Below are 21,311 nucleotides of genomic sequence, written 5' to 3'. Positions count from 1 at the left end.
TTAATTGAGCACAAGGTATACATACAGATAAACGGCCGGAGCGGAAAGCAAAACACCGTCAAAACGGTCGAGAATGCCACCATGTCCGGGCAACAGGGTCCCGGAATCCTTTACATCAACGCTGCGTTTCAGCATGGATTCGACCAGATCGCCAAACGTACTGAACATAATGACCAACACGGCCAGGATGAGCCATTCACCCGGTGCAAGCTGCTTGAAAAAACGGGACAGAACCCACGCAGTCAGCATTCCGGCGGCCAGTCCGCCTGCAATGCCTTCCCAGGTCTTTTTGGGTGATATGCGCCGGAAAAGCAAATGCTTGCCGGCTGATTTGCCGGTCAGGTAGGCACCGGTATCATTCAACCATAAAATGACGAAGTACCCCAACAGGAACGCATAAGCAGGTTCACGAGGCTCCCTCCACGGACCATAAAGGCAGTTGAGCACTGAAAAAGGCACTGCAACATAGATCACACCCAGTAAAGTGGATCCAATGTTGGCAAAGGGCCTGGCATTGCCCGAAAACAATTCCGTAATGGCCACCAGGGGTATGATCAGCCATAATACGCTGAGCATTTTGGCCGAAAGAAAACCGTTGGCCACAAAAAAAACAAGACCGTAAAGGAGGATGCTGCCGGCAAGCCCGCTGACCAGGCCGGGTTGATGACCGCCCGCACGAATGAGGCGGTAGAATTCCGTCAATCCAAGGATGGTAACCACCAGGAAAAGCACGCCAAAAACAAAAGGATGGAGAACGATGGCTCCAACCACGATGATGACGAACAGTGCTCCGGTGAGTGTTCTCTGCGTAAAATTATTCACCTTCACTTCTGATTATGATCTGACGTGCCTGAAATGCGTCTTCCACATTGACATACAGTTCAACTTCACCGATCAGATAGGCAGAATCCTTCTTATTGACCACAATGGCCTGAATGTCGCTTTCAGCCAGGAGTTGTTTCATCAGTTCTGCCTTGTAAAGCTGATTCGAGCTGTAAATAATCGTCCAATTATCCATTTGTGAAAAAGTACCCGATGCTATGTTTCAGACATCCACTCCCAATTGCCTGTAAAGATATCACTATTTTAAGCAATGGTCAATTTTCCGTACGGTCGACGTAAAAAAGGTACAGATTCCTGGGGCCGTGTGCTCCCATGACGAGTGTTTTTTCAATGTCGGCCGTACGGCTGGGACCTGTGATCACCGAAATCAATGAGGGATAGTCGGGTTCATATTTTCGATTGAGGTACGATAATGCCTGCTGGAGATCCCGGGTCAGCTGCGAAGAGAAACCGATGACAATTTGGGAATCCGGGAAAATACAGATTTTCCTTCCTTCGGTCTGTGCCGATGAAACAACGATACTGCCCGGATGGGCCACCAGGGCTTCACAGCCGGTTACGCTGACCTTACTTGCCTCAAGGTCCCGTGATCCGGAACAAAAAGGTATGCCTGCCTTCACCAGATACGCTCCAATGGTTTGTTCCTGGCAAAAAAGGTCCCCATCCGGAAGATCTTCCAGAATAACCTGAAGGCTTGAAACCAGTTCCTTTTCATTTTCACAGAAGACAAACATCCCCCCTGCCCTTGTAAACGCCTGGGCAAAAACCACGTCCAGAGATTCGCCGGGCTTGTGGAAAAGCGGTAGTTCGGCATCCGTGCCCGGGTAAGGAACTTCAGTCCCGGACAGCAATGCATTTCGGATTTTTTTCAGGACCTTTTCCTTTGACGTACTTTCTTCCATAGCATTGCAGCAGGCGTTGATTAAGATGGTTGACCTGCCGGTGCCGCATCGGATCGGGATTCTCTCATCACGGGTGGTTCTTCAGGGGTGTCCTGCGTTTGCTCTTCAGCAGGGGCTGTTCCGTTACCGGCTGAACCATTTTCGGGGGCGATGCTCTGGGTATGTTTGGCGAAGGGTCTTTTCCCAAAGATCCTTTCAAGGTCTTCGGAAAAGATCACCTCTTTTTCAAGAAGGAAGGTGGCCAGTTGTTCAACCTTTGCCTTGTTCTTTTCGATCAGGTTCACTGCCCGGCTGTAGGCTTTCTCGACCAGTTTTTTGACCTCCTGGTCGATCAGCTCCGCTGTTTTTTCGCTGTAGGGTTTATGAAAAGAATATTCCTGCTGGCCGGTGGAGTCATAATAGGATATATTCCCGATCTTATCGTTCAGGCCGAAAAAGACGATCATGTTATAGGCCTGTTTGGTAATTCGTTCCAGGTCGTTGAGGGCTCCCGTGGAGACCTTTCCGAAGTTGACCTGTTCGGAGGCTCTTCCACCCAGTGTCGCCGTCATTTCATCGAACATCTGGTCGGTGGTCGTGATCTGACGCTCGTCGGGAAGGTACCAGGCTGCGCCGAGGGATTTACCGCGGGGGATGATGGTGACCTTCACAAGGGGGTGAGCATGTTCAAGCAGCCAGCTTATCGCAGCGTGACCCGCCTCATGGAAGGCAATGACTCGTTTTTCATCAGGGGAAATGATCTTGTTCCTTTTTTCGAGGCCTCCCACAATCCGGTCGATGGCATCAATAAAGTCCTGCCGTGTGATCACCTTGTTGCCCTTGCGGGCTGCAATCAGGGCTGATTCGTTGCAGACGTTGGCAATATCGGCGCCGGAAAAGCCCGGTGTTTGCCTGGCCAGAAACTCCACTTTGGCCGTATTGTCGACCTTGAGCGGTTTCATGTGCACGTTGAAGATCTCTTCACGTTCCTTAAGGTCAGGCAGTTCGACCATGATCTGGCGGTCAAAACGTCCGGCACGGAGCAGGGCACGGTCCAGTATGTCGGCCCGGTTAGTGGCGGCAAGAATGATCACCCCGGTATTGGTGTCGAATCCGTCCATTTCCGTCAGCAACTGATTCAGCGTATTTTCCCTCTCGTCATTGGCGCCCGTGAGGGGATTGCGTCCCCTGGCACGGCCGATCGCATCGATCTCATCGATGAAGATGATGCAGGGAGCTTTCTCCTTGGCCTGCTTGAACAGGTCACGCACCCGGGAGGCACCTACCCCGACAAACATTTCCACGAAATCGGAGCCCGAGATGGAAAAGAAAGGCACCTGCGCCTCACCGGCCACTGCTTTGGCAAGCAACGTCTTTCCCGTACCGGGAGGACCGACCAGCAGGGCACCCTTGGGAATCTTGCCTCCCAGCTCGGTGTATTTCTTCGGATTCTTCAGAAAATCAACGATCTCAATGACCTCGATCTTGGCTTCCTCCAGGCCTGCCACGTCTTTGAACGTGACGGTGACGGTGGTATCACGGTCAAACAACTTTGCCTTCGACTTTCCAATGTTAAAGATCTGTCCGCCGCCGGCACCGCGGCTCATCATGCGCATAAGAAATATCCAGCCGATGGCTATGAAGCCAATCAACAACATCCAGTTCAGGATATCACCGCCCCAGTTGCGCCGGTTCTGATATTCCACAAACACCTGATTCTCCATTCCTTCCTGGGCTGTCCTGACATCATTGGTAAACGTATCCACCGAACCGATCGTGATGCGATAATGGGCTGTACTTCTTCTGAAATTCGAAACCTTGATGTCTTTGTGAATTTCCTTCGAAAGGCTGTCCTTTTTAATATACACTTCAGCGTAATCCTTATTGACCAGGATGATCCGCTCCACGTCACCGTTTTGAAGCATCTTCGTGAATTCACCCCAATTGCTGATCTGCTTTGTTTCAGCATTAAAATTCAAAAAATAGGTTCCAAAAAATACGAGGGCCAAAAAGGCATAAATCCAGTAGAAGTTAAACTTGGGCTTACTGGTTTTTTGCTTGTGTGCAGGCGGGGGTGGTGTATTATTTTTATTTTGATCTGTCATTCTGCCTTGAATTGGGAATCTTCTGAGTCGAACTGCTTTACCTGGGCATCTGCCCACAATTCTTCCAACCGGTAAAATTTCCTGGTCTTGTCCTGGAAAACATGCACTACCACATCAACATAATCCAGCAAGATCCATTCAGCATTTTCATACCCTTCACTGTGCCAGGGATCCTGCCCGAGGGTCTTCTTTACGATTTCATCCACAGAATCAGCAATGGCCTCTACCTGTGTTCTGGAATTACCCTGACAGATGATGAAGAATCTGCAAAATGCGTTATGCAGCCCGGCAAAGTCAAGACGAACAATGTTCTTTCCTTTTCGTTGCTGAATTCCTTCAACGATCAGGTTGCTCAACTCCTCTGAAGTATCCTTCTTGCTTTTGGTCCGGGCCATCAATTTACCTTTGAATTTTTTCGCCTGCAAAGTTACGCAAATAATCCACCCGTATGAACATATCTTATCTTTGTGACAGGGAAACAATTTACCGGTAATGGCAAAACAGATCATTGGCAGCAAAATCATTTACCTGGACCGTGTGAGCTCCACCAATGCTTTTATGCTGAAGGAAATGAAGGAGCATAGCTTCCCGGAAGGATGCCTGGTTGTTGCACACTACCAGTATGCCGGCAGAGGCATGGATGTCAACACCTGGGAAAGCGAACCCGGAAAGAACCTGACCCTCAGCATCGTACTTTACCCCGGCTTCCTGCCTCTCGAAAACCAGTTCATGCTGAACAAAGTGACAAGCCTGGGACTTTATGATTTCGCAAACCAACTTCCTGTAGATGATCCCGTTAAGATAAAGTGGCCCAACGATCTCTATATCGGCGACAGGAAAGCAGCGGGCATATTGATCAACAACATGATCCTGGGATCATCCATTATCAGCACTGTCGTAGGGATCGGCTTCAACATCAACCAGGAAGTTTTCTTCAGCGGCGCCCCCAACCCGGTATCCCTGAAAAACGTGACCGAAATGGAATTCAGCCTGAACAGGTGCCTGACGGATCTCTGCCATTACCTGGACAAACGTTACCGTGATTTGAGGCTGGGTGATTTCAAAAGGCTGAACGATGATTACCTGCATTGCCAATACAGGTCAGGAGGCTATTACCCCTTTAGGTACAAGGGAAAACGGTTGCTGGCACGAATTGAAACGGTGGACGACATCGGACGGTTAGTCGTCAGGACTTCGGTGGGAGATGAGATCTGTTGCGACCAGAAAGAGATCGCTTATATCATTGAAAGTTAATCGTTCACGCAATGCCGGAATCCAGTCCCCTGAAATCATTCTCTGCCAGCTCCTTGAGTTTTCTGTTGAGAAGATTGACAAAGTTCCTCAGGGGATTCAGCGCCACCATGCTCAGGAAAGGGTTCAGATCGGCCTGAAAGACGATCCGGGTCTCGGTTTCCTCCTGGCTTTCAACCAGGTAGCAATCCAGTTCAAACGGAAAGGGAGGGTTCCCTTCCGGCAGGATGGTGAGCCGGCTAAAGGGTGTCTTTTCCGCCAGACGAAGCGAAAGATCGGTCATTCCCTGGATCGTAAAGGAGCAGGTATCCTGTGTGGATTGCCAGTTGATGACCTGCGGAGGCATCAGATCCCTGAAGTTGTTCAGGTCACTGAGAAAGGCAAATAGCACTTCAGCAGGTTTTTGAATGGTAACCTTCTCGCTTTCAATGATTTTCATTTCATTGGGATTACTTGCCCCAGGCTTCCGGGTTTTCCCGCCATTGCTTCAGCGCTTCCAGATCCTCATCCCGGATATAATCTTCCGACAGTGCCTTTTGGATCAGCCGGTCATAATCGGTCAGCGCATACAGGATGCAGTTTTCTTTTTCAAAATTCCGGATGGCTTTGGTCAGGTTGTAGGTAAAGATGGCGACCATGCCCTTGACAATGCAATCCTGCCCGCGCAATGTCCTGACCGTACTCAGACTCGTGCTTCCGGTTGAGACAAGGTCTTCGATCACAACGACGGACTGGCCGGGGGTGATTTTACCTTCGATGACATTTTCCAGGCCGTGATCTTTTTTGGAAGCTCTGACATAGACAAAAGGGAGGCCAAGTTCCTCCGCCACCAGGACGCCGTGTGCAATGGCGCCTGTGGCCACGCCGGCGATAAGATCCACTGAGCCAAATTCTTCGGTGATCACCTTGGCATAAGCCTGCCGGATGAACGTGCGTATGCTCGGATACGACAGGGTGATGCGGTTATCGCAATAAATTGGAGATTTGATCCCTGATGCCCAGGTAAACGGATCGGCAACATTCAGCTTGACAGCTTTGATCAACAGGAGAAATTCGCTGATCTTTTCAGAGATATCATTTCGAAAGTCCATGGAAAAAGGTATGGTTAATGACGGGCAAAGATAGTTAAATTTGCTTTTTCCTATCTTTGTTTAAAATACCAGGCAATGAAAAAGATCGCTGTATTTCCGGGATCGTTTGATCCCATCACCAGGGGGCATGAATCCATCGTCCAGAGAGCGCTTTCCATCTTTGACGAGATCATCATCGCCGTGGGGCAGAATATTGAAAAAAAATATTTCTTTCCCCTGGACAGGCGAATGGAATGGATCAGGAAAGTCTTCAACGCCTACCCGCAGATCAGAGTGGAAAGTTATCAGGGGCTGACGGTGGATTTCTGCAGGGAGAACGGAGTGCTTTTCATTGTCCGCGGTTTACGGACATCAGCCGATTTCGAATTTGAAAGGAGCATCGGGCAGATCAACAAGCAGATCTTTCCTGACATTGAGACAGTTTTCCTGCTTGCCACACCGGAGTTCACGGCTTTGAATTCCTCGATCGTCAGGGATATCATCCGGAATGACGGCAATCCGAATCCTTTCATTCCTGAAGCCATTCACGGCTACCTGCATTGACCGGTCATTTCAGGATGGTAAAATTCACATCACCGTATTTTCGGTGCTGGTAGAAGCGGGGATGTGCAGCAAAGGCATGCCTGGCTGAATGTTCCTGTATGTACCAGCCTTCAGGATTGAGAAGCCCTGCATTGAAGATGATGTCAGGCAGATCCGGTACCCGGGGATGGTCAAAGGGCGGATCCGCAAAAATGAGATCAAATCCGGCAGCGGATTTTCGCACAAACCTGAACACATCACCACGGACGGCACGAATGCTGTCCAACTGAAGCCGCCGGGTGGTTTCCTTCTGAAAAGCACAACAGGCCGGATGAATGTCAACGGCCACAATATCCAGGCAGCCGCGGGAAGCAAACTCCAGTGAAATGAGACCTGTGCCGGAGAAGAGATCCAGGACGCGGATGGTGGAAAAATCAAATGCGTTTGAAAGAATATTGAACAGCCCTTCCCTGGCCATGTCCGTCGTTGGGCGCACCGGCAGATTTGACGGCGGAACGATCTTCCTCCCTTTGAGGAAACCTGCTATAATTCGCAATGCTCTGCGTTTAAAAGATTATGAAGATAATGTCCGGGAATTTCCTCAAAGGAAGGTGCGTAACGGAAAGCATCATTACGGGTCACAAAATCAATGTGAGGGAAAAAGGCAGTCAGATTTTCGATTACCGGAGCATGTTTTCCCACCTCTCCCGTGATCATTAACGGGACCTGATCCGGAGTGAGCCCCGACTGCTCAAGCACAAACATCGTGTAGTACAAAAGATCCTCCGGCGTCACGTACTTAAACGTGTTACAAAGGCTGACCTTGTGGTTGTCCAGGATCAGCATCTCGACTATGTCAGGTTGAATATTCAGGAAAACGGCCGGATCGCTGCCGGCATATTTAAAACGGCCAAGGATGGACTCAACAAACGGACTGATCGTATGGTGAAGGCGGGCGGTGCCAAAGATCGCACTGAGTTCGTCTTTCAGCCAGCGGTGAATGGCAAAAACGACAACGGCATCAAGGCCTGGAAGCCGGTCAGTCAGATAAATTACGTCTGCCTGCAGCCCGCTCAGGTTGAACCTGAGGTAGTCTTCCTGTTTGGAAGGATTGAACAGGGGCCAAGGAACCAGCGTATAGAGCTGATTGGAAACGAATAAATTGGCGGAGGCGAAATGCCACGATAAAATTCCGGATGCTGCAATCTCTCTGAGCTGATGGCAGAAATCCCCTGCTGTCGCCTGCTCTGGAAACCGGTAGATCTGTGCAGCCAGGTAACGGGATTCCTGCAGATCCAGCACTGTGCAGGCAAGATGAACGCTGGAAATTTGTACGGCTAACTTGCAGGAAAGTGCCCGGTTTTCATCAAATGATTCGTCGAGAATGTTCAAATCCGGCGAAACGGTGGGAATCATCGCGGAAAAAGGGTTTATTCCCAGTTCCCGTCAAGGGTGGCTTCTTCCATTGAACCTACCTTGATGCCCGGAAATCGCTGGGTGGATTCAAGGAGATCATTGAAATTACTCACCAGCTGTGCATCCAATCCCTTGAGGATCTGGGTATTCAGTGCATAGGCCTCAAATACATTGACCATCACCTTGCTGCGTTCGATCTGCCCTGCATCCATATGAAACATTTCTCCGCCGGAGTGAGGTATGTAGCGTAGATTGTTCACATCAAATCCTGCCTTCCTGGAAAACAGGGAATCCTTGACCAGAATGTATCCAATGGTATCGCGAATGGAACGCGTGAAGGTGGTATCAGTCGGATCAGGTACCATTTTTACAACCGGGATCTCACCGCTTTTGACAAAATCAATCAAGGTATCGAAGCTTTTTGTATACTTCTGGTGAATGGAGCGGTAGGCAATCTGGGCGCCACGAATGTCCTTCAGGCTCTGGATCACTTCGCTGGTCCTGATGTCGCGTTCCTTGTTGAAACGAACAGGCCGCTGGACGCTTTCATAGATCATGTAGACCAGAAAAACAGCAACGATCAATAAAACGATTTGTAGAATTGTCTTTTTCATAATCGATGTTTTTACCTATGCAAATGTACTATTTTAATCAAACATGAAACAATTTAGTCTATAAATTATGGACGTTCCCTTCCGAAAAATTCAATGCAACCCTGCCTGCCATTGACCAAGCCGGGCCCGATGGTTCACGACACCTGAAGCAATCACTTCATCTGTTGATAATCCGGTATTTCAGCCAGAAAATACCACGACCGGGAGACAGCATCCATCTGGCAGCAATAATGGACCAATCCATTGGTAACCAACAGGTACCGCACGTGGAGTGACAGGTTGTACCGCGCAATCTGATCGAAAACCGTTTGTGAAAGCATCACAGCGGGCGCCTTGCATTCGACCAGCAGCAGTGGCAGGCCGGATGAGCTGAATACGGCGATATCCAGACGCTTCTTCAGTTTGTAGACGCGGAGGACCTTTTCCACAGCCACCAGGGTTTCCGGCACGTGTTTCTGGTTGATCAGGTAATGGATCATGTGCTGCCTGACCCATTCTTCCGGAGAAAGATGCACGTATCGCCTGCGGATTCTGTCGAAAATGACCCAATGGCCATCCTGTTCCCTGATCTGGAACGAATAGGCTGGAAAGTTAAGGGCTGGCAGGTCAGTCATCTCGGTTTACTGGTTTTCTGGAAAAGAATGAAAAGAACGGTTCTTGAACAATGACCTGACAGGCCGAATGATACGGATGAGCAAAGGGATATCATCGGTAATGATTTCCGCCTGACCGGTCATCTTCTGATTGAATTCAAGGTCAATGCCGTAATTCGTTCTGAGGCCTTCCGGGAAAAGGATCTCCACCAGATAAAACTCATCCTCCGAAGGGATGGTGGAGATCTTGTTAACGATCCCTTTGACCATTCCGAATTCCATGAAGGGAAAGTTCTGAAATTTAACATTGACATCCTGCCCCACTTTTACCTTCCCTGCACCCCGGGAGCCCAGTCTGAGTTTTCCGATCATCTGGCTTTCCTTCACCGGTATGATGGCCATGACCTTATCGCCTTGATTCACATTTTGATTCTCGGTCCAGTACTGGGTAAAGGTGACCATACCTCTGAACGGAGCCTTCAATGCATACTGGTTTTCCCAAATGTTGATCTGTGCCAGCAGATTCCCGTAGGTTTCACCGATGCGGAGCTGAAGCTTTTTCAACTGCTGAACCTCCTGAAGTCCCAGATCAAGGATATCCTGCCGCAACCGGGCGATCTGTATCCGGGCATTGGCCAGCTCCTCCCGGGATTCCTCGTAAGAAAGCTCTTTCCGGAGGTACTCGCTTCTCGACCGTTCCATATCCGCCTGGGTGATCACGCTGCTGTCAAAAAGCTGCTGACTGCGGTTCAGGTCCTTTTCCTTCAACAGGCGGTCTTCAGCCAGGATATCCTGCTGTTCTGAAAGCCGGTTGATCAGCTCGCTGTAAAGGGTCAGCTCATCCCTGAAGGATTCTATCTTCCTGGAATGGTAGCCCAGGTTCAGAAAGTGAATGTAATCTTCCAGGCTCAGCAGGAAATCCGTAAAAAAGGGCTGTATTTCACCGAGCTGAAGGTTGGGAAGACCGGCTATGGAATCCAGGATCCGGAAATCATACTCCTTAACGGCCGATGCGCTACGGATGAGGCAATCCTTAAGCTCACCGACATGGAGGTAATTGGCAGGATTTTCCATAATGGCCAGGATGGCACCGCTGTCGGCCATCTGCTTATCGGCTACCATTATTTTTTCAAGTTTACCGCTGACGCGGGATTCGATATAGGCCGGAGGATTCATGGAAGTCACCTCCACCCTGGCGGGGATGATGTCAGGATAGGTGAAGAACCAGCTCCCGATGATCACGATCAGCAATATGAGCAGGATCACCGTAATGCCCCACCTCAGGATACCTTTTGGCTGGCGTCCGAGAACATCTTCGATTTCATCGCTGTGGATCTCGATGTTCCTGTTCTGCTGATCTTCGCTCCTATCGTTCATATGCTCTTATCCTCTTTTTCAGGCACCCAGTTCAAGCTGATTTTTGACCAGGTGGTAGTACGAACCCTTCCTTTCGGTGAGTTCCCGGTGATTACCCTTTTCGGTGATCATTCCGTTTTCCAGAACGATGATCTGGTCGGCATTTTTCACAGTGCTCAGCCGGTGGGCCACAATGATGACCGTTTTCCCCCGGAAGAACTGCTGCAGGTTTTCCATGATCACTTTTTCATTGTTGGCATCCAGCGCATTGGTGGCCTCGTCAAAGAAAAGAACTTCCGGGTTTTTATAGATGGCACGTGCAATCAGGATGCGTTGCTTCTGGCCCTGGCTGAGCCCGATCCCTTCGCTCCCGATCCTGGTGTTATAGGTCAGGGGCAGAGATTCGACATACGGCTGGATGTTCGCCATTTTGACCGCATGATAGAGTTTGTCCTTATCGATGATCTCATCGCTCACGGCAATGTTTCTGGCAATGGTATCCGAGAAAATGAAGCCATCCTGCATCACGGCCCCGCATTTCTCCCGCCATAAACGGTTCGACAGGTTCGGGAGATTCACTTCGCCGACCCGGACCTCTCCGCTGGTTGCCCGGTAAAAACCCAGGAGCAGCTTGATCAGTGTGGTCTTGCCGCTGCCGCTTGGCCCCACGATCGCAGTTACTTTGTGTTCCGGAATGGCAAGGTCAATATCTTTTAAAACAAAGGGCGAATGCGGCCCCTCATACTGGAATGCCACACCCGAAAGCGTGATCTCCCTTTGCCGAGGGAGGATGGTTATTTTGGACTGGCCAAATGACTCCTCATCTTCTTTCTGGTGAATTTCTCCCAGCCGCTCAAGGCTGATCTGGGCATCCTGCGCCGAGCGGATGAACTGAATGAGCTGTTCGACCGGTGCATTCAGCTGCCCGATGATGTACTGGACCGCGACCATCATACCCAGGGTCATATTCCCATCCACGACCGCCTTGGCTGCCATGAAGGTGATGATGATATTTTTCAGCTGGTCGAAAAAGACGGCACCTGCCTGCTGGTACTGGTTAAGCGAAAGACCTTTCAGGTTCACCCTGAAAATTCTGGCCTGGATCCGCTCCCACTCCCATCTTTTCTGCTTCTCGCAATTGTTCAGCTTGATCTCCTGCATCCCGGTGATCAGCTGGATCAGGTTGCCCTGGTTCTCCGAAAGATGGGCAAACCGTTTATAGTCCAGCTCTCTTCGTTTCCTGAGAAAAAGGTAGACCCAGAGCACGTAGAGGAGGCTGCCCGCAAGGAAGACCACCAGGATCTTCCAGCTGTAGATGGCAAGCACGATGGTGAAGATCAGGAACGTAAACGATGAAAAGACGATGTTCAGCGATGAGCCTGTCAGAAACGCTTCGATACGGCGGTGATCACCGATGCGCTGCAACAGGTCACCCATCATCTTCGTATCAAAGAAACCGATGGGAAGCCTCATGAGCTTGGCCAGGAAATCGGAGATCAGTGCCACATTCACCCGCGTATTGATGTGCAGCATGATCCAGCCCCGGATGAACTCAACGGCCGTCTGACTGATGAACAAAACCAGCTGGGCGATCAACACCAGCGTGATAAATCCAAGATCCTGGTTGTTGATACCGATGTCCACGATGGATTGGGTCAGAAAGGGAAAGATCAGCTGCAACAGGCTGGCAATGAATATCCCCAGCAGGACCTGGATCAGGTACTTCCGATGGGGTTTCAGGTACGACAGGAGGTACTTCAGGTTGTTCTTTCTGACCGGTTCATCCTCCAGGGCATAAAAATCAGGGGAGGGTTCCAGCAGAAGTGCCACGCCCTGCTTTTCTCCCTCTTTCACGGTGCTGGCCCATCCCTGCAGGAACTCGCCGGCCGGATAACGGACCAGGCCGATGGCAGGATCGGCACAGTAGATCCGGTCCTTTTTAATCTTATAAACGACAATGAAATGTTTCTGGCGCCAGTGAACAATCGCCGGCAAGGGCGCTTCTTCCTTCAACTGATCGAAGCTCAGCCTGGCCCCCAGGGTCCGCAGGCCAATGGACTCAGCGGCATCACTTGTCCCCAGCAGGGATACGCCCTCACGCGTAATATAGCTTCGTTCCCTGAGTGTCTGAAGAGAATAGGTCTTACCGTAAAATTTAGCGATCATCCGTAAACAGGACGGACCGCAATCCATAACGTCCAATTGCTTATAAAAAGGGAATCCGGGCATTAGTGTCCTGAAGCCTTCCTTGTTGAATGAAACCGCGTAACCAATCTCTTTGCTCCTTTTACGGAAATTCAGGTCAGGCTGTTTCCGATTTGGTACGCAAAATAATCCTATTTTTGTAAATAAATCAGGCACTATGCCCATAACAACGAAAAAAGATATCGTAACCAACTGGCTTCCCAGGTACACGGGAATGAATCTGGAGGATTTCGGCGAGTATATCCTGCTGGTCAATTTCAGTCAATACCTCGAATTGTTTGCCAGCATCACCCAAACGGAGATCAGGGGCAGTGACCGGCCAATGCCCAGTGCCACAGCGGGCCATATCACCATGATCAAGTTTGGCATGGGCAGCGCCAATGCAGCCACGATCATGGACCTGCTGAGCGTTGTCCAGCCGAAAGCCTGTTTGTTCCTTGGTAAATGCGGGGGTCTGAAAAAGAAAAACAGTGTCGGCGACCTGATCCTTCCCATTGCTGCCATACGGGGTGAAGGAACCTCGAATGACTACCTGCCGCCGGAAATTCCTGCCCTCCCTGCATTCAGCCTTCAAAAAGCTGTCTCGACCACCATCCGTGACTTTGAACGGGATTACTGGACCGGTACGGTCTATACCACCAACCGAAGGGTCTGGGAATATGATGAACGATTCAAAAAATACCTGCAGAAAACGCGCTGCATGGGCATTGACCTGGAAACGGCGACCATTTTCATAGTCGGATTTGCCAACAAGATACCCACCGGAGCATTGCTGCTGGTTTCTGACCAGCCCATGATCTCATCAGGAATAAAGACAGAGGAGAGCGACCAGAAGGTTTCCGCTGAATTCGTCGAGCAGCACGTCAGGATCGGCATTGAATCACTGAAACAACTTATCAATGAAGGACTTACGGTAAAACATCTGCGGTTCTGAACCAGAACTCCCTGTCAAAATGCCTTCCCTGACTTTTGAACAAATACGCAGTGACCTGAAAAACAAGAAGTATTTTCCGGTCTACCTGCTCACCGGAGAGGAGCCTTATTTTATTGATGAGCTCACGATGTACATCGAGGAGCAGGTTGTTCCGGATGACGAAAAGGACTTTAACCTCAACGTTGTTTACGGAAAGGATGCAGATGCCGGCTTGATCATGGATTACGCCAAACAGTTTCCCATGATGGCCGAACGCCAGGTGGTGATCGTAAAGGAAGCCCAGGAAGTAAGGAATCTTGAAGAACTGGTCCCCTATCTCGAAAACCCTTCCGCGACAACCGTTCTGGTGTTATGCTACAAATACAGGAAACTCGATAAACGCAGGACCCTGGTCAAAACTGTTGAAAAAAAAGGGGTTTTCTTTGAATCACAGAGGATTTATGATAACCGGATCCCCGATTGGATCAGGGATTTCCTGAGGGAAAAAGGATTTGAGATCACGCCCAAAGCCACCCTGATGCTGACGGAATACCTGGGAAGTGATCTGAACCGTATCGTTAATGAAATCAGCAAATTACAGATCAACATACCCGACAAGAGGGTGATTGACGATGCACTGGTCGAAAAACACGTTGGGGTCCATAAGGATTACAATGTCTTTGAGCTCCAGAAAGCACTGGGCAACCGCGACATTTTCAGGGCAAACCAGATTGCAATGTATTTTGCCAGCAATCCAAAAGAAAATCCATTGAACAGGGTTTTGTCCATCCTGTATGCCTTTTTCTCCAAAGTGCTCATCTTCCACCAACTGAAAGACAAATCCAAAAACAGCGCTGCTGCAGCGCTGTCGGTCAATCCCTATTTTCTGCAGGATTACCAGACCACGGCCCGGAATTACGCTCCTGCGCAGCTGGCCCGCATCATATCCCTGCTGAGGGAGTATGATCTGAAATCAAAAGGAGTGGAGAATGTATCGACCGACGACGGAGAACTGCTGAAAGAGTTGGTATTCAAGATACTGCATTGAAAGATCCGGAAGCCAGGTTTTCAGGTCTGCGGGTTTGCAGGTTCTCAGGTCTGCGGGTCTGCTGGTTCTCAGGTCTGCAGGTCTGCGGGTCTGCGGGTCCCTGGCAGGCGGTAAATGATAGTTTGCAGTTTGCAGTTTGCAGTTTGCAGTTTGCAGTTTGCAGTTTGCAGTTCGCAGTTCGCAGTTCGCAGTTATGCATAGAGCCTGTCAATGATGTCCCTGTATTTCTCCATCAGATATTTTCTTCTGAGCTTCAGTGTCTGGCTGAGGTCTCCATCCTCCACGGTCCAGGGTTTATCCAGGAAAACCACCCGTTTGACCTGTTCTGTTTTATCCAGTGTAGTGTTCACCTGATCGATCTCACGCTGGATGCGGTCAACGATCCTCTGATCCCGGATGGCATCCGCATCGGTTGTATAGGGATGATTCTTGACACGGCACCAGGAGCGCAGATGCTGAAAATCCGGAATGATGATGGCCGCAGGGAAATTCCTGTTTTCACCGACCACCATAACCCCATCAATGAAAGGGGAGGCTTTGAAGAGCACCTCCAGAACCTGGGGGGCGATGTACTTACCGCCCGAGGTTTTGAACATCTCTTTTTTACGGTCGGTGATCCGGAGGTAGGTGTCCTGAACCAGCATCCCGATATCCCCGGTATGAAACCATCCGTCGGTGTCGATCACCTCTTTGGTCAGCTGGGGGTGTTTGTAATAACCCAGCATGACATTGGGTCCCTTGCACAGGATCTCTCCGTCGCGGGCAAAGCCCAGCGTTACGCCCGGCAGCACCTTGCCGACCGTACCAAAGCATACACCATCCGGCTCAAAGTTGGCAACGGCAATGACAGGCGATGTTTCGGTAAGTCCGTAGCCTTCCATCACTTTGATCCCGGCGGCCCAGAAAACCCGGGCAAGGCGTGGCTGCAGGGTGGCACCGCCTGACACGATGATATGCAAACTACCACCGAGCGCCGCTCTCCATTTGCTGTAAATCAGCCGGTCAGCAATCTTGCGTTTCAGCTCATACCAGGGACCATTGGCCTTATTCAGCTCAAATTGGTAACCCAGGCTGACAGCCCAGAAAAACAGTAACCGCTTGATACCTTTCAGTTCCCTGCCTTTGGCCATGATGCGGTCGAACGATTTTTCAATTACCCTGGGAACAGCGCAGAACAGCTCCGGATGCACCTCGCGAAGGTTCTCGGAGAGTTTCTCGATGCTTTCTGCATAATATACCGAAATGCCCATGTACTGGTACATATAATTCAGCATCCTTTCATAGACGTGGCACAGCGGGAGAAAACTCATCACCCGTTTCACCGGGTCTTTTTCAAGGATCTGGCTCACGGCGATGCACTGGCTGATGAAGTTCCGGTGCGATAGCATGACCCCTTTGGGGATTCCTGTTGTGCCCGATGTATAGATGATCGAAACAAGATCGTTGGTGCCAACGTTCGCTTTCATTTCATCGACGCGTTGCTGGGGAATATCCTCTCCCAGTGCGAGAAACTCATCCCAGCTTTTCACCCCTTCGGTTTCCTCCACCAGGTATACCGCTTTGATGGATTTCACTTCCTCAATCACCGTCCTGATCTTGCCATAAATATCCCGGGAGGTTATGAAGACGGCCTGCACTTCGGCTTCGGCAAAAATGTGTTTGAAATTATCCTTGCTGATCGTGGAATAAATGGGAACCTGAACAGCTCCGATCTGCATCAGCCCCATGTCCACGAAATTCCACTGCGGGCTGTTGGATAAGACGGTCGCAACCTTATCGCCCTCCTTTATTCCCAGTGCAAGAAGCGCTTTGCTTACCTGGTTGGCGTAGCGGATGTAATCACCGACGGAAAACTTGATCCAGTGTCCATTCTGTTTATACGCCAGGGCATCCTGAACGTGTTGATATTCAACCGACATTCGATCCAGAATATCAAAAATGCGAGTAATTTCCATATCGATAGGTTTTTTTAAATTGTCAAACTGTCAAATTGTTAAATTGTTAAAGGAATAACAACTGATGACCACGAATCACCATGAATAACAATCCATGACCATCTTTTACCCTTGCGTGATCGCCACCTCAAGCGCAATCTCAATCATCTGCCGGAAAGACCGTTCCCTTTCCCGGGTCGTTATGTGCAAATTATGGTATATATTATCACTGACTGTAAGGATGGACAATGCATTCACGCCATACCGTGCAGCCAGCGTATAGAGCGCTGTCGTTTCCATTTCCACAACCAGAACACCGTAATCCCTCCAGACCTGAAAAGGATCTGCCTGTCCGTCTTCATAGTAAAAAATGTCAGAAGTCAGCACATTACCAACGTCAACCTTGATGTTCAGACGGCGGGCCACTTCCCAGGCGTGTTTCAAAAGCTGGAAGCTGGCTGTGGGTGCGAAGTCCATCTGGCCAAAACGATGCTTATTGAAATTTGAATCCGTGGATGCCGACATGGCCAGGATGACATCCCTGATGCCGATATCATTCCGGATAGCTCCGCACGAGCCAACCCGGATGAGGTTTTTCACCTGATAATCCGCAATGAGTTCGTGAACGTAGATGGCAATGGAGGGAATTCCCATCCCTGTTCCCTGCACCGAGATCTTGCGGCCCTTATAGGTGCCCGTGTAGCCGTACATACCGCGGATCTGGTTATGGCAGACCGGATCCTCAAGATAGGTTTCAGCGATGAAGGTTGCTCTCACCGGGTCGCCTGGCAGAAGAACTGTTTCGGCAATCTGGCCCGGGGAAGCCTGTAGATGTATGCTCATATTTTGCGCATTGATTTAATCCATTCCCTTGCGTTGACAAATGCCCCGATCCAGGGTGACACCTCATCCGAGCGGCGGTTCTCCGGGTAGTAAGGCCACTGCCAGGGATACACGGCCCGTTCGATGTGAGGCATCATGGCCAGATGACGGCCATCCTCCGAGCAGACGGCTGCTGCATTGCAGGCAGATCCGTTTGGATTACCCGGATATCCGCCGTATGCGTATTTAACGGGAATGTGATACCTTTCTTCATCGTACGGAAGCTCAAATCTTCCCTCGCCGTGGGCCACCCATATCCCGAGACGGCTGCCAGCCAGGGAACGAAGCATCACAGAATGATTTTCCAGAATATCCACGTTAATAAAGCAGGATTCAAATTTCCCGGATTCATTGTGAAGCATCCGCGGGGATTCGGCATGGCCGGGGCAGATCAGACCGAGTTCCACGAGTACCTGGCATCCGTTGCACATGCCCAAACTGAGGGTATCCTCCCGTTGGTAAAACCTGTCCAGAGCCGCCTTCGCTCTGGGGTTGAACAAAAAAGCTCCGGCCCAGCCCTTGCCTGATCCCAAAACATCCGAATTGGAAAATCCTCCGACAAAAACGATGAAATGAACATCCTCAAGATTTTCTCTGCCTGAGATCAGATCGGTCATGTGGATATCCTTCACATCAAAGCCGGCCAGGTATAGCGACCAGGCCATTTCGCGGTCGCCGTTGACACCTTTCTCTCGAATGATCGCTGCAGGGATTCCGGTTCCGGTCTTTCTTTTGGGCAGGAGGGCGTATTGGCTGAAACGTCCTTCAAATGCAGGTAAAAAGTTATATTCAAGGGGCTGATGCTTAAAATTCCGGAAGCGGTCCAGTGCCAGGCGAGGCAGGGTCTGGTTCCGGTCAAGCAGATACGACGACTTAAACCACAGATCGCGCAGGGTATCAATATCGAACGCAAGGAATCCGTGCTCCGTCTGAATCGTCATTTTGCGCTGCAGGCAAACATTCCCGATCAGATGGCAGAGAACGCCGTTGTCATCCAGCGCTTTCATCACGCGTTGCCCTGCATCAGCCTGTATGATGATGCCCGGGTTCTCGCTGAAAAGGCATTTTATCACGTCAGGTTCCCTCAGCCCGGAAAGATCAAGATCCAATCCGATGTCATTCCTGGCAAAGACCATCTCCAGCAGGGTGACGATCATCCCTCCGGCAGAAATGTCGTGACCCGCACTGATCTGCCCATCGGTGATCAACATCTGGATCGTGTTGAAGACGTTCACAAAATAAGCCGGATCACGGACCGTGGGTGTTACATTTCCGGGCTGCCCCAGGATCTGCGCAAAACTGCTTCCTCCAGGTTCAAGCGGCTTCCGCGACAAGTCGATATAAATCAGCTTTTTGAGGGGATCAGGGTCCGGAACGGGGGTGACGATTCTTCGCACATCGGTCACTTCGCTCATTGCTGAGATGATGACGGTCCCCGGGGCGAAAACAACGGTCCCGTCAGGGTATTTCTGTGTCATGGAAAGAGAATCCTTTCCGGTCGGGATATTGATCCCCAGATCAATGGCGAACCGGCTGACGGCTTCTACGGCCCGGTAAAGGCGTTCATCCTCCCCCGGATTTTTGGCAGGCCACATCCAGTTGGCGCTGAGCGAAATGCCACGAATGCCATCCACCAGCGGCGCCCAGATGAGGTTGGTCAGGGCTTCGGCCACCGACAATACCGAACCAGCCTCCGGGTCGATCAGGCCTGCAACCGGGGCATGGCCGATGGCAGTGGCAATTCCCCTTTTTCCCTGAAAGTCCAGTGCAACCGCCCCCAGGTTGTTGAGGGGTAGCTGAAGAGGTCCGGTGGTCTGTTGAAAGGCAACCTTTCCAGTGACCGATCTGTCCACCTTATTGGTCAGCCAGTCCTTACAGGCTACCGATTCAAGTTGCAGCACCTGCTCCAGGTAATCGTGCAGATGCTCTTCCGCATAGACCAGCGGCTCGAACGCGGTCGGGAGTGTAGTATCCTCCATCACGGTCCCTGGCGGTTTGCCAAACATATCGTTCAGATGGAGATGGATCGGGCGGGATTGCTCCTTCTCGTCGATCACTTCAAACTGAAGATCCCCCGTTACTTCTCCCACCACGTACATAGGAGCTCTTTCCCGGTCGGCGATGGCTTTGAGCAGGGGCACATCGGCAGGTTTCAGGATCAGGCCCATCCGTTCCTGCGATTCGTTTCCCATGATCTCCCTGGAGGAGAGGGTTGGGTCTCCGATGGGAAATTTTCGAATGAATATCTTTCCTCCCGTTCTTTCCACAAGTTCGGAAATGGCGTTCAGGTGTCCGCCGGCACCGTGATCGTGGATGGCAACGATAGGATTGCGGGAATTCTCAACCAGAGCGCGCAAGGCGTTGGCCACCCGTTTCTGCATCTCCGGATTGGAACGCTGGACAGCATTCAGTTCAATGGCATTGCCGTATTCACCGGTGGCAACGGAGGAAACCGCTCCGCCACCCATGCCGATCCGGTAGTTATCCCCTCCCATGACAATGATGGCATCTCCGGCTGCGGGGAGATCCTTGAAGCTATCCTCTTTTTTGGCATATCCGATCCCTCCTGCCAGCATGATCACCTTATCGTAACCATAGGATCTGGAAGCGTGTTGATGTTCAAAGGTCAGCAGGCTTCCGCAGATCAATGGCTGACCGAATTTATTCCCAAAATCACTGGCGCCGTTCGACGCTTTGATCAGAATTTCTTCCGGTGTCTTGTAGAGCCATTTTCGCGGCTTGCTTTTCCTTTCCCACGGACGACCGGGCTCCAGCCGGGGATAAGAGGTCATGTACACGGCAGTGCCCGCCATCGGAATGCTGCCCTTTCCTCCCGCCATCCGGTCCCGGATCTCCCCTCCTGTACCCGTTGCGGCTCCGTTAAACGGCTCCACCGTTGTCGGGAAATTATGCGTTTCGGCTTTCAGCGAGAGGACCGTTCCGATATCCCTGATCCTGAAAAAGGCGGCCCGGTCCTGTCGTGACGGAGCAAATTGCTGAACAACAGGTCCCGAGATCAGGGCACAATTATCTTTATAGGCCGAAACCAGCCGGTTCGGATGAAGCCGGGAGGTCTTCCTGATCAATTCAAAAAGGGATTCTTTTTTGCGTTTCCCGTTCAGGATAAAAACGCCATTGAATATTTTATGCCGGCAATGCTCCGAGTTGACCTGTGAGAATCCAAAAACCTCGGTATCGGTCAGCAGCCTGCCCAGCTTCCGGCTGAGCTGTTCCAGATAAGCCAATTCCTCTTGGTTCAGTGAAAGTCCTTCCTGCAGATTATAGGCAGCAATATCATTGATGAGGGTTAGCGGCTCAGGAATTTTATCCACGGTGTACAGATCCTGGTCAAGAGAATGATACCTGGCCTGGAGCATTGGATCAAACATGACCGGATCAGCTTCCGACCGCTGGAATTCCTCAATGCGCCGTATTCCTTCGATCCCCATATTCTGGGTAATTTCCACCGCATTGGTGCTCCAGGGTGTGATCATTTCCTTTCGCGGACCGGTAAAATCACCCGCCAGTGCGGTCAATGACCGGGCACTGGCGCCCCCAAACAGCCATTCCAGTTTCAGAAGATCTTGTTCCTTTGGTGGATGGATATATTCAACGGCAAAAACAGAGGAGGATTTCGTAAAAAAAATGACCATTTAA

The 21,311-nt window shown here is 50.6% G+C and carries 20 protein-coding genes; 4 read left to right on the top strand and 16 right to left on the bottom strand.

What is annotated here, in order from left to right:
- The 5 genes from PKI34_08870 to rsfS form a co-directional block, all read right to left on the bottom strand.
- Positions 1-822 (bottom strand): phosphatidate cytidylyltransferase, encoded by an 822-nt coding sequence (locus PKI34_08870; protein ID HNS17919.1) that lies wholly within the window; start codon positions 820-822, stop codon positions 1-3.
- Positions 815-1,018, bottom strand: a complete 204-nt coding sequence (locus tag PKI34_08865) for a DUF2007 domain-containing protein (protein HNS17918.1) — start codon at positions 1,016-1,018, stop codon at positions 815-817. The genes PKI34_08870 and PKI34_08865 overlap by 8 nt, the downstream gene beginning before the upstream one ends.
- A 79-nt stretch (positions 1,019-1,097) precedes the next feature.
- Positions 1,098-1,745 carry an LUD domain-containing protein gene (locus PKI34_08860; protein ID HNS17917.1) on the bottom strand — a complete coding sequence of 216 codons (648 nt, stop codon included), beginning with the start codon at positions 1,743-1,745 and terminating at the stop codon, positions 1,098-1,100.
- A 20-nt stretch (positions 1,746-1,765) separates the two neighbouring features.
- Positions 1,766-3,829, bottom strand: coding sequence for an ATP-dependent zinc metalloprotease FtsH (ftsH, locus tag PKI34_08855; protein HNS17916.1), 2,064 nt, complete (start codon positions 3,827-3,829; stop codon positions 1,766-1,768).
- The gene (gene rsfS / locus PKI34_08850) at positions 3,826-4,224 is read right to left on the bottom strand and encodes a ribosome silencing factor (protein HNS17915.1); all 399 of its coding nucleotides are present in this window, start codon (positions 4,222-4,224) and stop codon (positions 3,826-3,828) included. The genes ftsH and rsfS overlap by 4 nt, the downstream gene beginning before the upstream one ends.
- Before the next feature lie 97 nt (positions 4,225-4,321).
- Between rsfS and PKI34_08845 the strand changes: the two genes are divergently transcribed.
- Positions 4,322-5,083: a biotin--[acetyl-CoA-carboxylase] ligase gene (locus PKI34_08845; protein HNS17914.1), complete on the top strand. Its 762-nt coding sequence runs from the start codon at positions 4,322-4,324 to the stop codon at positions 5,081-5,083.
- 4 nt (positions 5,084-5,087) lie between these two features.
- On the opposite strand, the gene PKI34_08840 is transcribed toward PKI34_08845, so the two are convergent.
- Complete coding sequence (locus tag PKI34_08840; protein ID HNS17913.1) at positions 5,088-5,519, bottom strand: hypothetical protein; 432 nt, start codon at positions 5,517-5,519, stop codon at positions 5,088-5,090.
- Between the two features lie 10 nt (positions 5,520-5,529).
- On the bottom strand, positions 5,530-6,171 hold the full coding sequence (gene pyrE / locus PKI34_08835; GenBank protein HNS17912.1) for an orotate phosphoribosyltransferase: 642 nt from the start codon (positions 6,169-6,171) through the stop codon (positions 5,530-5,532).
- A gap of 75 nt (positions 6,172-6,246) precedes the next feature.
- On the opposite strand from pyrE, the gene coaD reads away from it, so the two are divergent.
- A complete protein-coding gene (gene coaD / locus PKI34_08830) occupies positions 6,247-6,714 on the top strand; it encodes a pantetheine-phosphate adenylyltransferase (protein HNS17911.1) in 468 nt (155 codons plus the stop codon).
- A gap of 4 nt (positions 6,715-6,718) precedes the next feature.
- On the opposite strand, the gene PKI34_08825 is transcribed toward coaD, so the two are convergent.
- The 6 genes from PKI34_08825 to PKI34_08800 all read right to left on the bottom strand — a co-directional run bounded on the left by PKI34_08825 (position 6,719) and on the right by PKI34_08800 (position 12,901).
- On the bottom strand, positions 6,719-7,249 hold the full coding sequence (locus PKI34_08825) for an RsmD family RNA methyltransferase (GenBank protein ID HNS17910.1): 531 nt from the start codon (positions 7,247-7,249) through the stop codon (positions 6,719-6,721).
- The gene (locus PKI34_08820) at positions 7,237-8,109 is read right to left on the bottom strand and encodes a DUF3822 family protein (GenBank protein ID HNS17909.1); all 873 of its coding nucleotides are present in this window, start codon (positions 8,107-8,109) and stop codon (positions 7,237-7,239) included. Before PKI34_08820 ends, PKI34_08825 begins: the two co-directional genes overlap by 13 nt.
- A gap of 14 nt (positions 8,110-8,123) precedes the next feature.
- The gene (locus PKI34_08815) at positions 8,124-8,723 is read right to left on the bottom strand and encodes a hypothetical protein (protein ID HNS17908.1); all 600 of its coding nucleotides are present in this window, start codon (positions 8,721-8,723) and stop codon (positions 8,124-8,126) included.
- A 152-nt stretch (positions 8,724-8,875) separates the two neighbouring features.
- Positions 8,876-9,337 (bottom strand): type I restriction enzyme HsdR N-terminal domain-containing protein, encoded by a 462-nt coding sequence (locus PKI34_08810; GenBank protein ID HNS17907.1) that lies wholly within the window; start codon positions 9,335-9,337, stop codon positions 8,876-8,878.
- Positions 9,338-9,343: 6 nt separating this feature from the next.
- Positions 9,344-10,693: an HlyD family efflux transporter periplasmic adaptor subunit gene (locus tag PKI34_08805; GenBank protein HNS17906.1), complete on the bottom strand. Its 1,350-nt coding sequence runs from the start codon at positions 10,691-10,693 to the stop codon at positions 9,344-9,346.
- A gap of 18 nt (positions 10,694-10,711) precedes the next feature.
- Entirely contained in the window at positions 10,712-12,901 is a 2,190-nt protein-coding gene (locus PKI34_08800) for a peptidase domain-containing ABC transporter (protein ID HNS17905.1), read from the bottom strand.
- A gap of 139 nt (positions 12,902-13,040) precedes the next feature.
- Here PKI34_08800 and PKI34_08795 point away from each other — a divergent pair, with 139 nt between their 5' ends.
- Complete coding sequence (locus tag PKI34_08795) at positions 13,041-13,811, top strand: AMP nucleosidase (GenBank protein HNS17904.1); 771 nt, start codon at positions 13,041-13,043, stop codon at positions 13,809-13,811.
- A gap of 19 nt (positions 13,812-13,830) precedes the next feature.
- The gene (gene holA / locus PKI34_08790; protein ID HNS17903.1) at positions 13,831-14,838 is read left to right on the top strand and encodes a DNA polymerase III subunit delta; all 1,008 of its coding nucleotides are present in this window, start codon (positions 13,831-13,833) and stop codon (positions 14,836-14,838) included.
- 191 nt (positions 14,839-15,029) lie between these two features.
- On the opposite strand, the gene PKI34_08785 is transcribed toward holA, so the two are convergent.
- The 3 genes from PKI34_08785 to purL all read right to left on the bottom strand — a co-directional run bounded on the left by PKI34_08785 (position 15,030) and on the right by purL (position 21,307).
- Complete coding sequence (locus tag PKI34_08785; protein HNS17902.1) at positions 15,030-16,793, bottom strand: long-chain fatty acid--CoA ligase; 1,764 nt, start codon at positions 16,791-16,793, stop codon at positions 15,030-15,032.
- Between the two features lie 105 nt (positions 16,794-16,898).
- Positions 16,899-17,615 carry a purine-nucleoside phosphorylase gene (deoD, locus tag PKI34_08780; GenBank protein HNS17901.1) on the bottom strand — a complete coding sequence of 239 codons (717 nt, stop codon included), beginning with the start codon at positions 17,613-17,615 and terminating at the stop codon, positions 16,899-16,901.
- Complete coding sequence (purL, locus tag PKI34_08775; GenBank protein HNS17900.1) at positions 17,612-21,307, bottom strand: phosphoribosylformylglycinamidine synthase; 3,696 nt, start codon at positions 21,305-21,307, stop codon at positions 17,612-17,614. Before purL ends, deoD begins: the two co-directional genes overlap by 4 nt.
- Positions 21,308-21,311: the final 4 nt, after the last annotated feature.

This window comes from Bacteroidales bacterium, assembly GCA_035342335.1.
GTDB lineage: Bacteria > Bacteroidota > Bacteroidia > Bacteroidales > JAGONC01 > JAGONC01.
Note: the sequence above shows the minus strand (reverse complement) of the source record. Positions and strands in the feature narration are given on the sequence as shown.

What these genes read in the sequence shown, in the direction of transcription:
- PKI34_08865 (HNS17918.1), bottom strand. Translation starts at nt 1,018, where the DNA reads ATGGATAATTGGACGATTATTTACAGCTCGAATCAGCTTTACAAGGCA.
- PKI34_08860 (HNS17917.1), bottom strand. Translation starts at nt 1,745, where the DNA reads ATGGAAGAAAGTACGTCAAAGGAAAAGGTCCTGAAAAAAATCCGAAAT.
- ftsH (HNS17916.1), bottom strand. Translation starts at nt 3,829, where the DNA reads ATGACAGATCAAAATAAAAATAATACACCACCCCCGCCTGCACACAAG.
- rsfS (HNS17915.1), bottom strand. Translation starts at nt 4,224, where the DNA reads ATGGCCCGGACCAAAAGCAAGAAGGATACTTCAGAGGAGTTGAGCAAC.
- PKI34_08845 (HNS17914.1), top strand. Translation starts at nt 4,322, where the DNA reads ATGGCAAAACAGATCATTGGCAGCAAAATCATTTACCTGGACCGTGTG.
- PKI34_08840 (HNS17913.1), bottom strand. Translation starts at nt 5,519, where the DNA reads ATGAAAATCATTGAAAGCGAGAAGGTTACCATTCAAAAACCTGCTGAA.
- pyrE (HNS17912.1), bottom strand. Translation starts at nt 6,171, where the DNA reads ATGGACTTTCGAAATGATATCTCTGAAAAGATCAGCGAATTTCTCCTG.
- coaD (HNS17911.1), top strand. Translation starts at nt 6,247, where the DNA reads ATGAAAAAGATCGCTGTATTTCCGGGATCGTTTGATCCCATCACCAGG.
- PKI34_08820 (HNS17909.1), bottom strand. Translation starts at nt 8,109, where the DNA reads ATGATTCCCACCGTTTCGCCGGATTTGAACATTCTCGACGAATCATTT.
- PKI34_08815 (HNS17908.1), bottom strand. Translation starts at nt 8,723, where the DNA reads ATGAAAAAGACAATTCTACAAATCGTTTTATTGATCGTTGCTGTTTTT.
- PKI34_08810 (HNS17907.1), bottom strand. Translation starts at nt 9,337, where the DNA reads ATGACTGACCTGCCAGCCCTTAACTTTCCAGCCTATTCGTTCCAGATC.
- PKI34_08805 (HNS17906.1), bottom strand. Translation starts at nt 10,693, where the DNA reads ATGAACGATAGGAGCGAAGATCAGCAGAACAGGAACATCGAGATCCAC.
- PKI34_08800 (HNS17905.1), bottom strand. Translation starts at nt 12,901, where the DNA reads ATGCCCGGATTCCCTTTTTATAAGCAATTGGACGTTATGGATTGCGGT.
- holA (HNS17903.1), top strand. Translation starts at nt 13,831, where the DNA reads ATGCCTTCCCTGACTTTTGAACAAATACGCAGTGACCTGAAAAACAAG.
- PKI34_08785 (HNS17902.1), bottom strand. Translation starts at nt 16,793, where the DNA reads ATGGAAATTACTCGCATTTTTGATATTCTGGATCGAATGTCGGTTGAA.
- deoD (HNS17901.1), bottom strand. Translation starts at nt 17,615, where the DNA reads ATGAGCATACATCTACAGGCTTCCCCGGGCCAGATTGCCGAAACAGTT.
- purL (HNS17900.1), bottom strand. Translation starts at nt 21,307, where the DNA reads ATGGTCATTTTTTTTACGAAATCCTCCTCTGTTTTTGCCGTTGAATAT.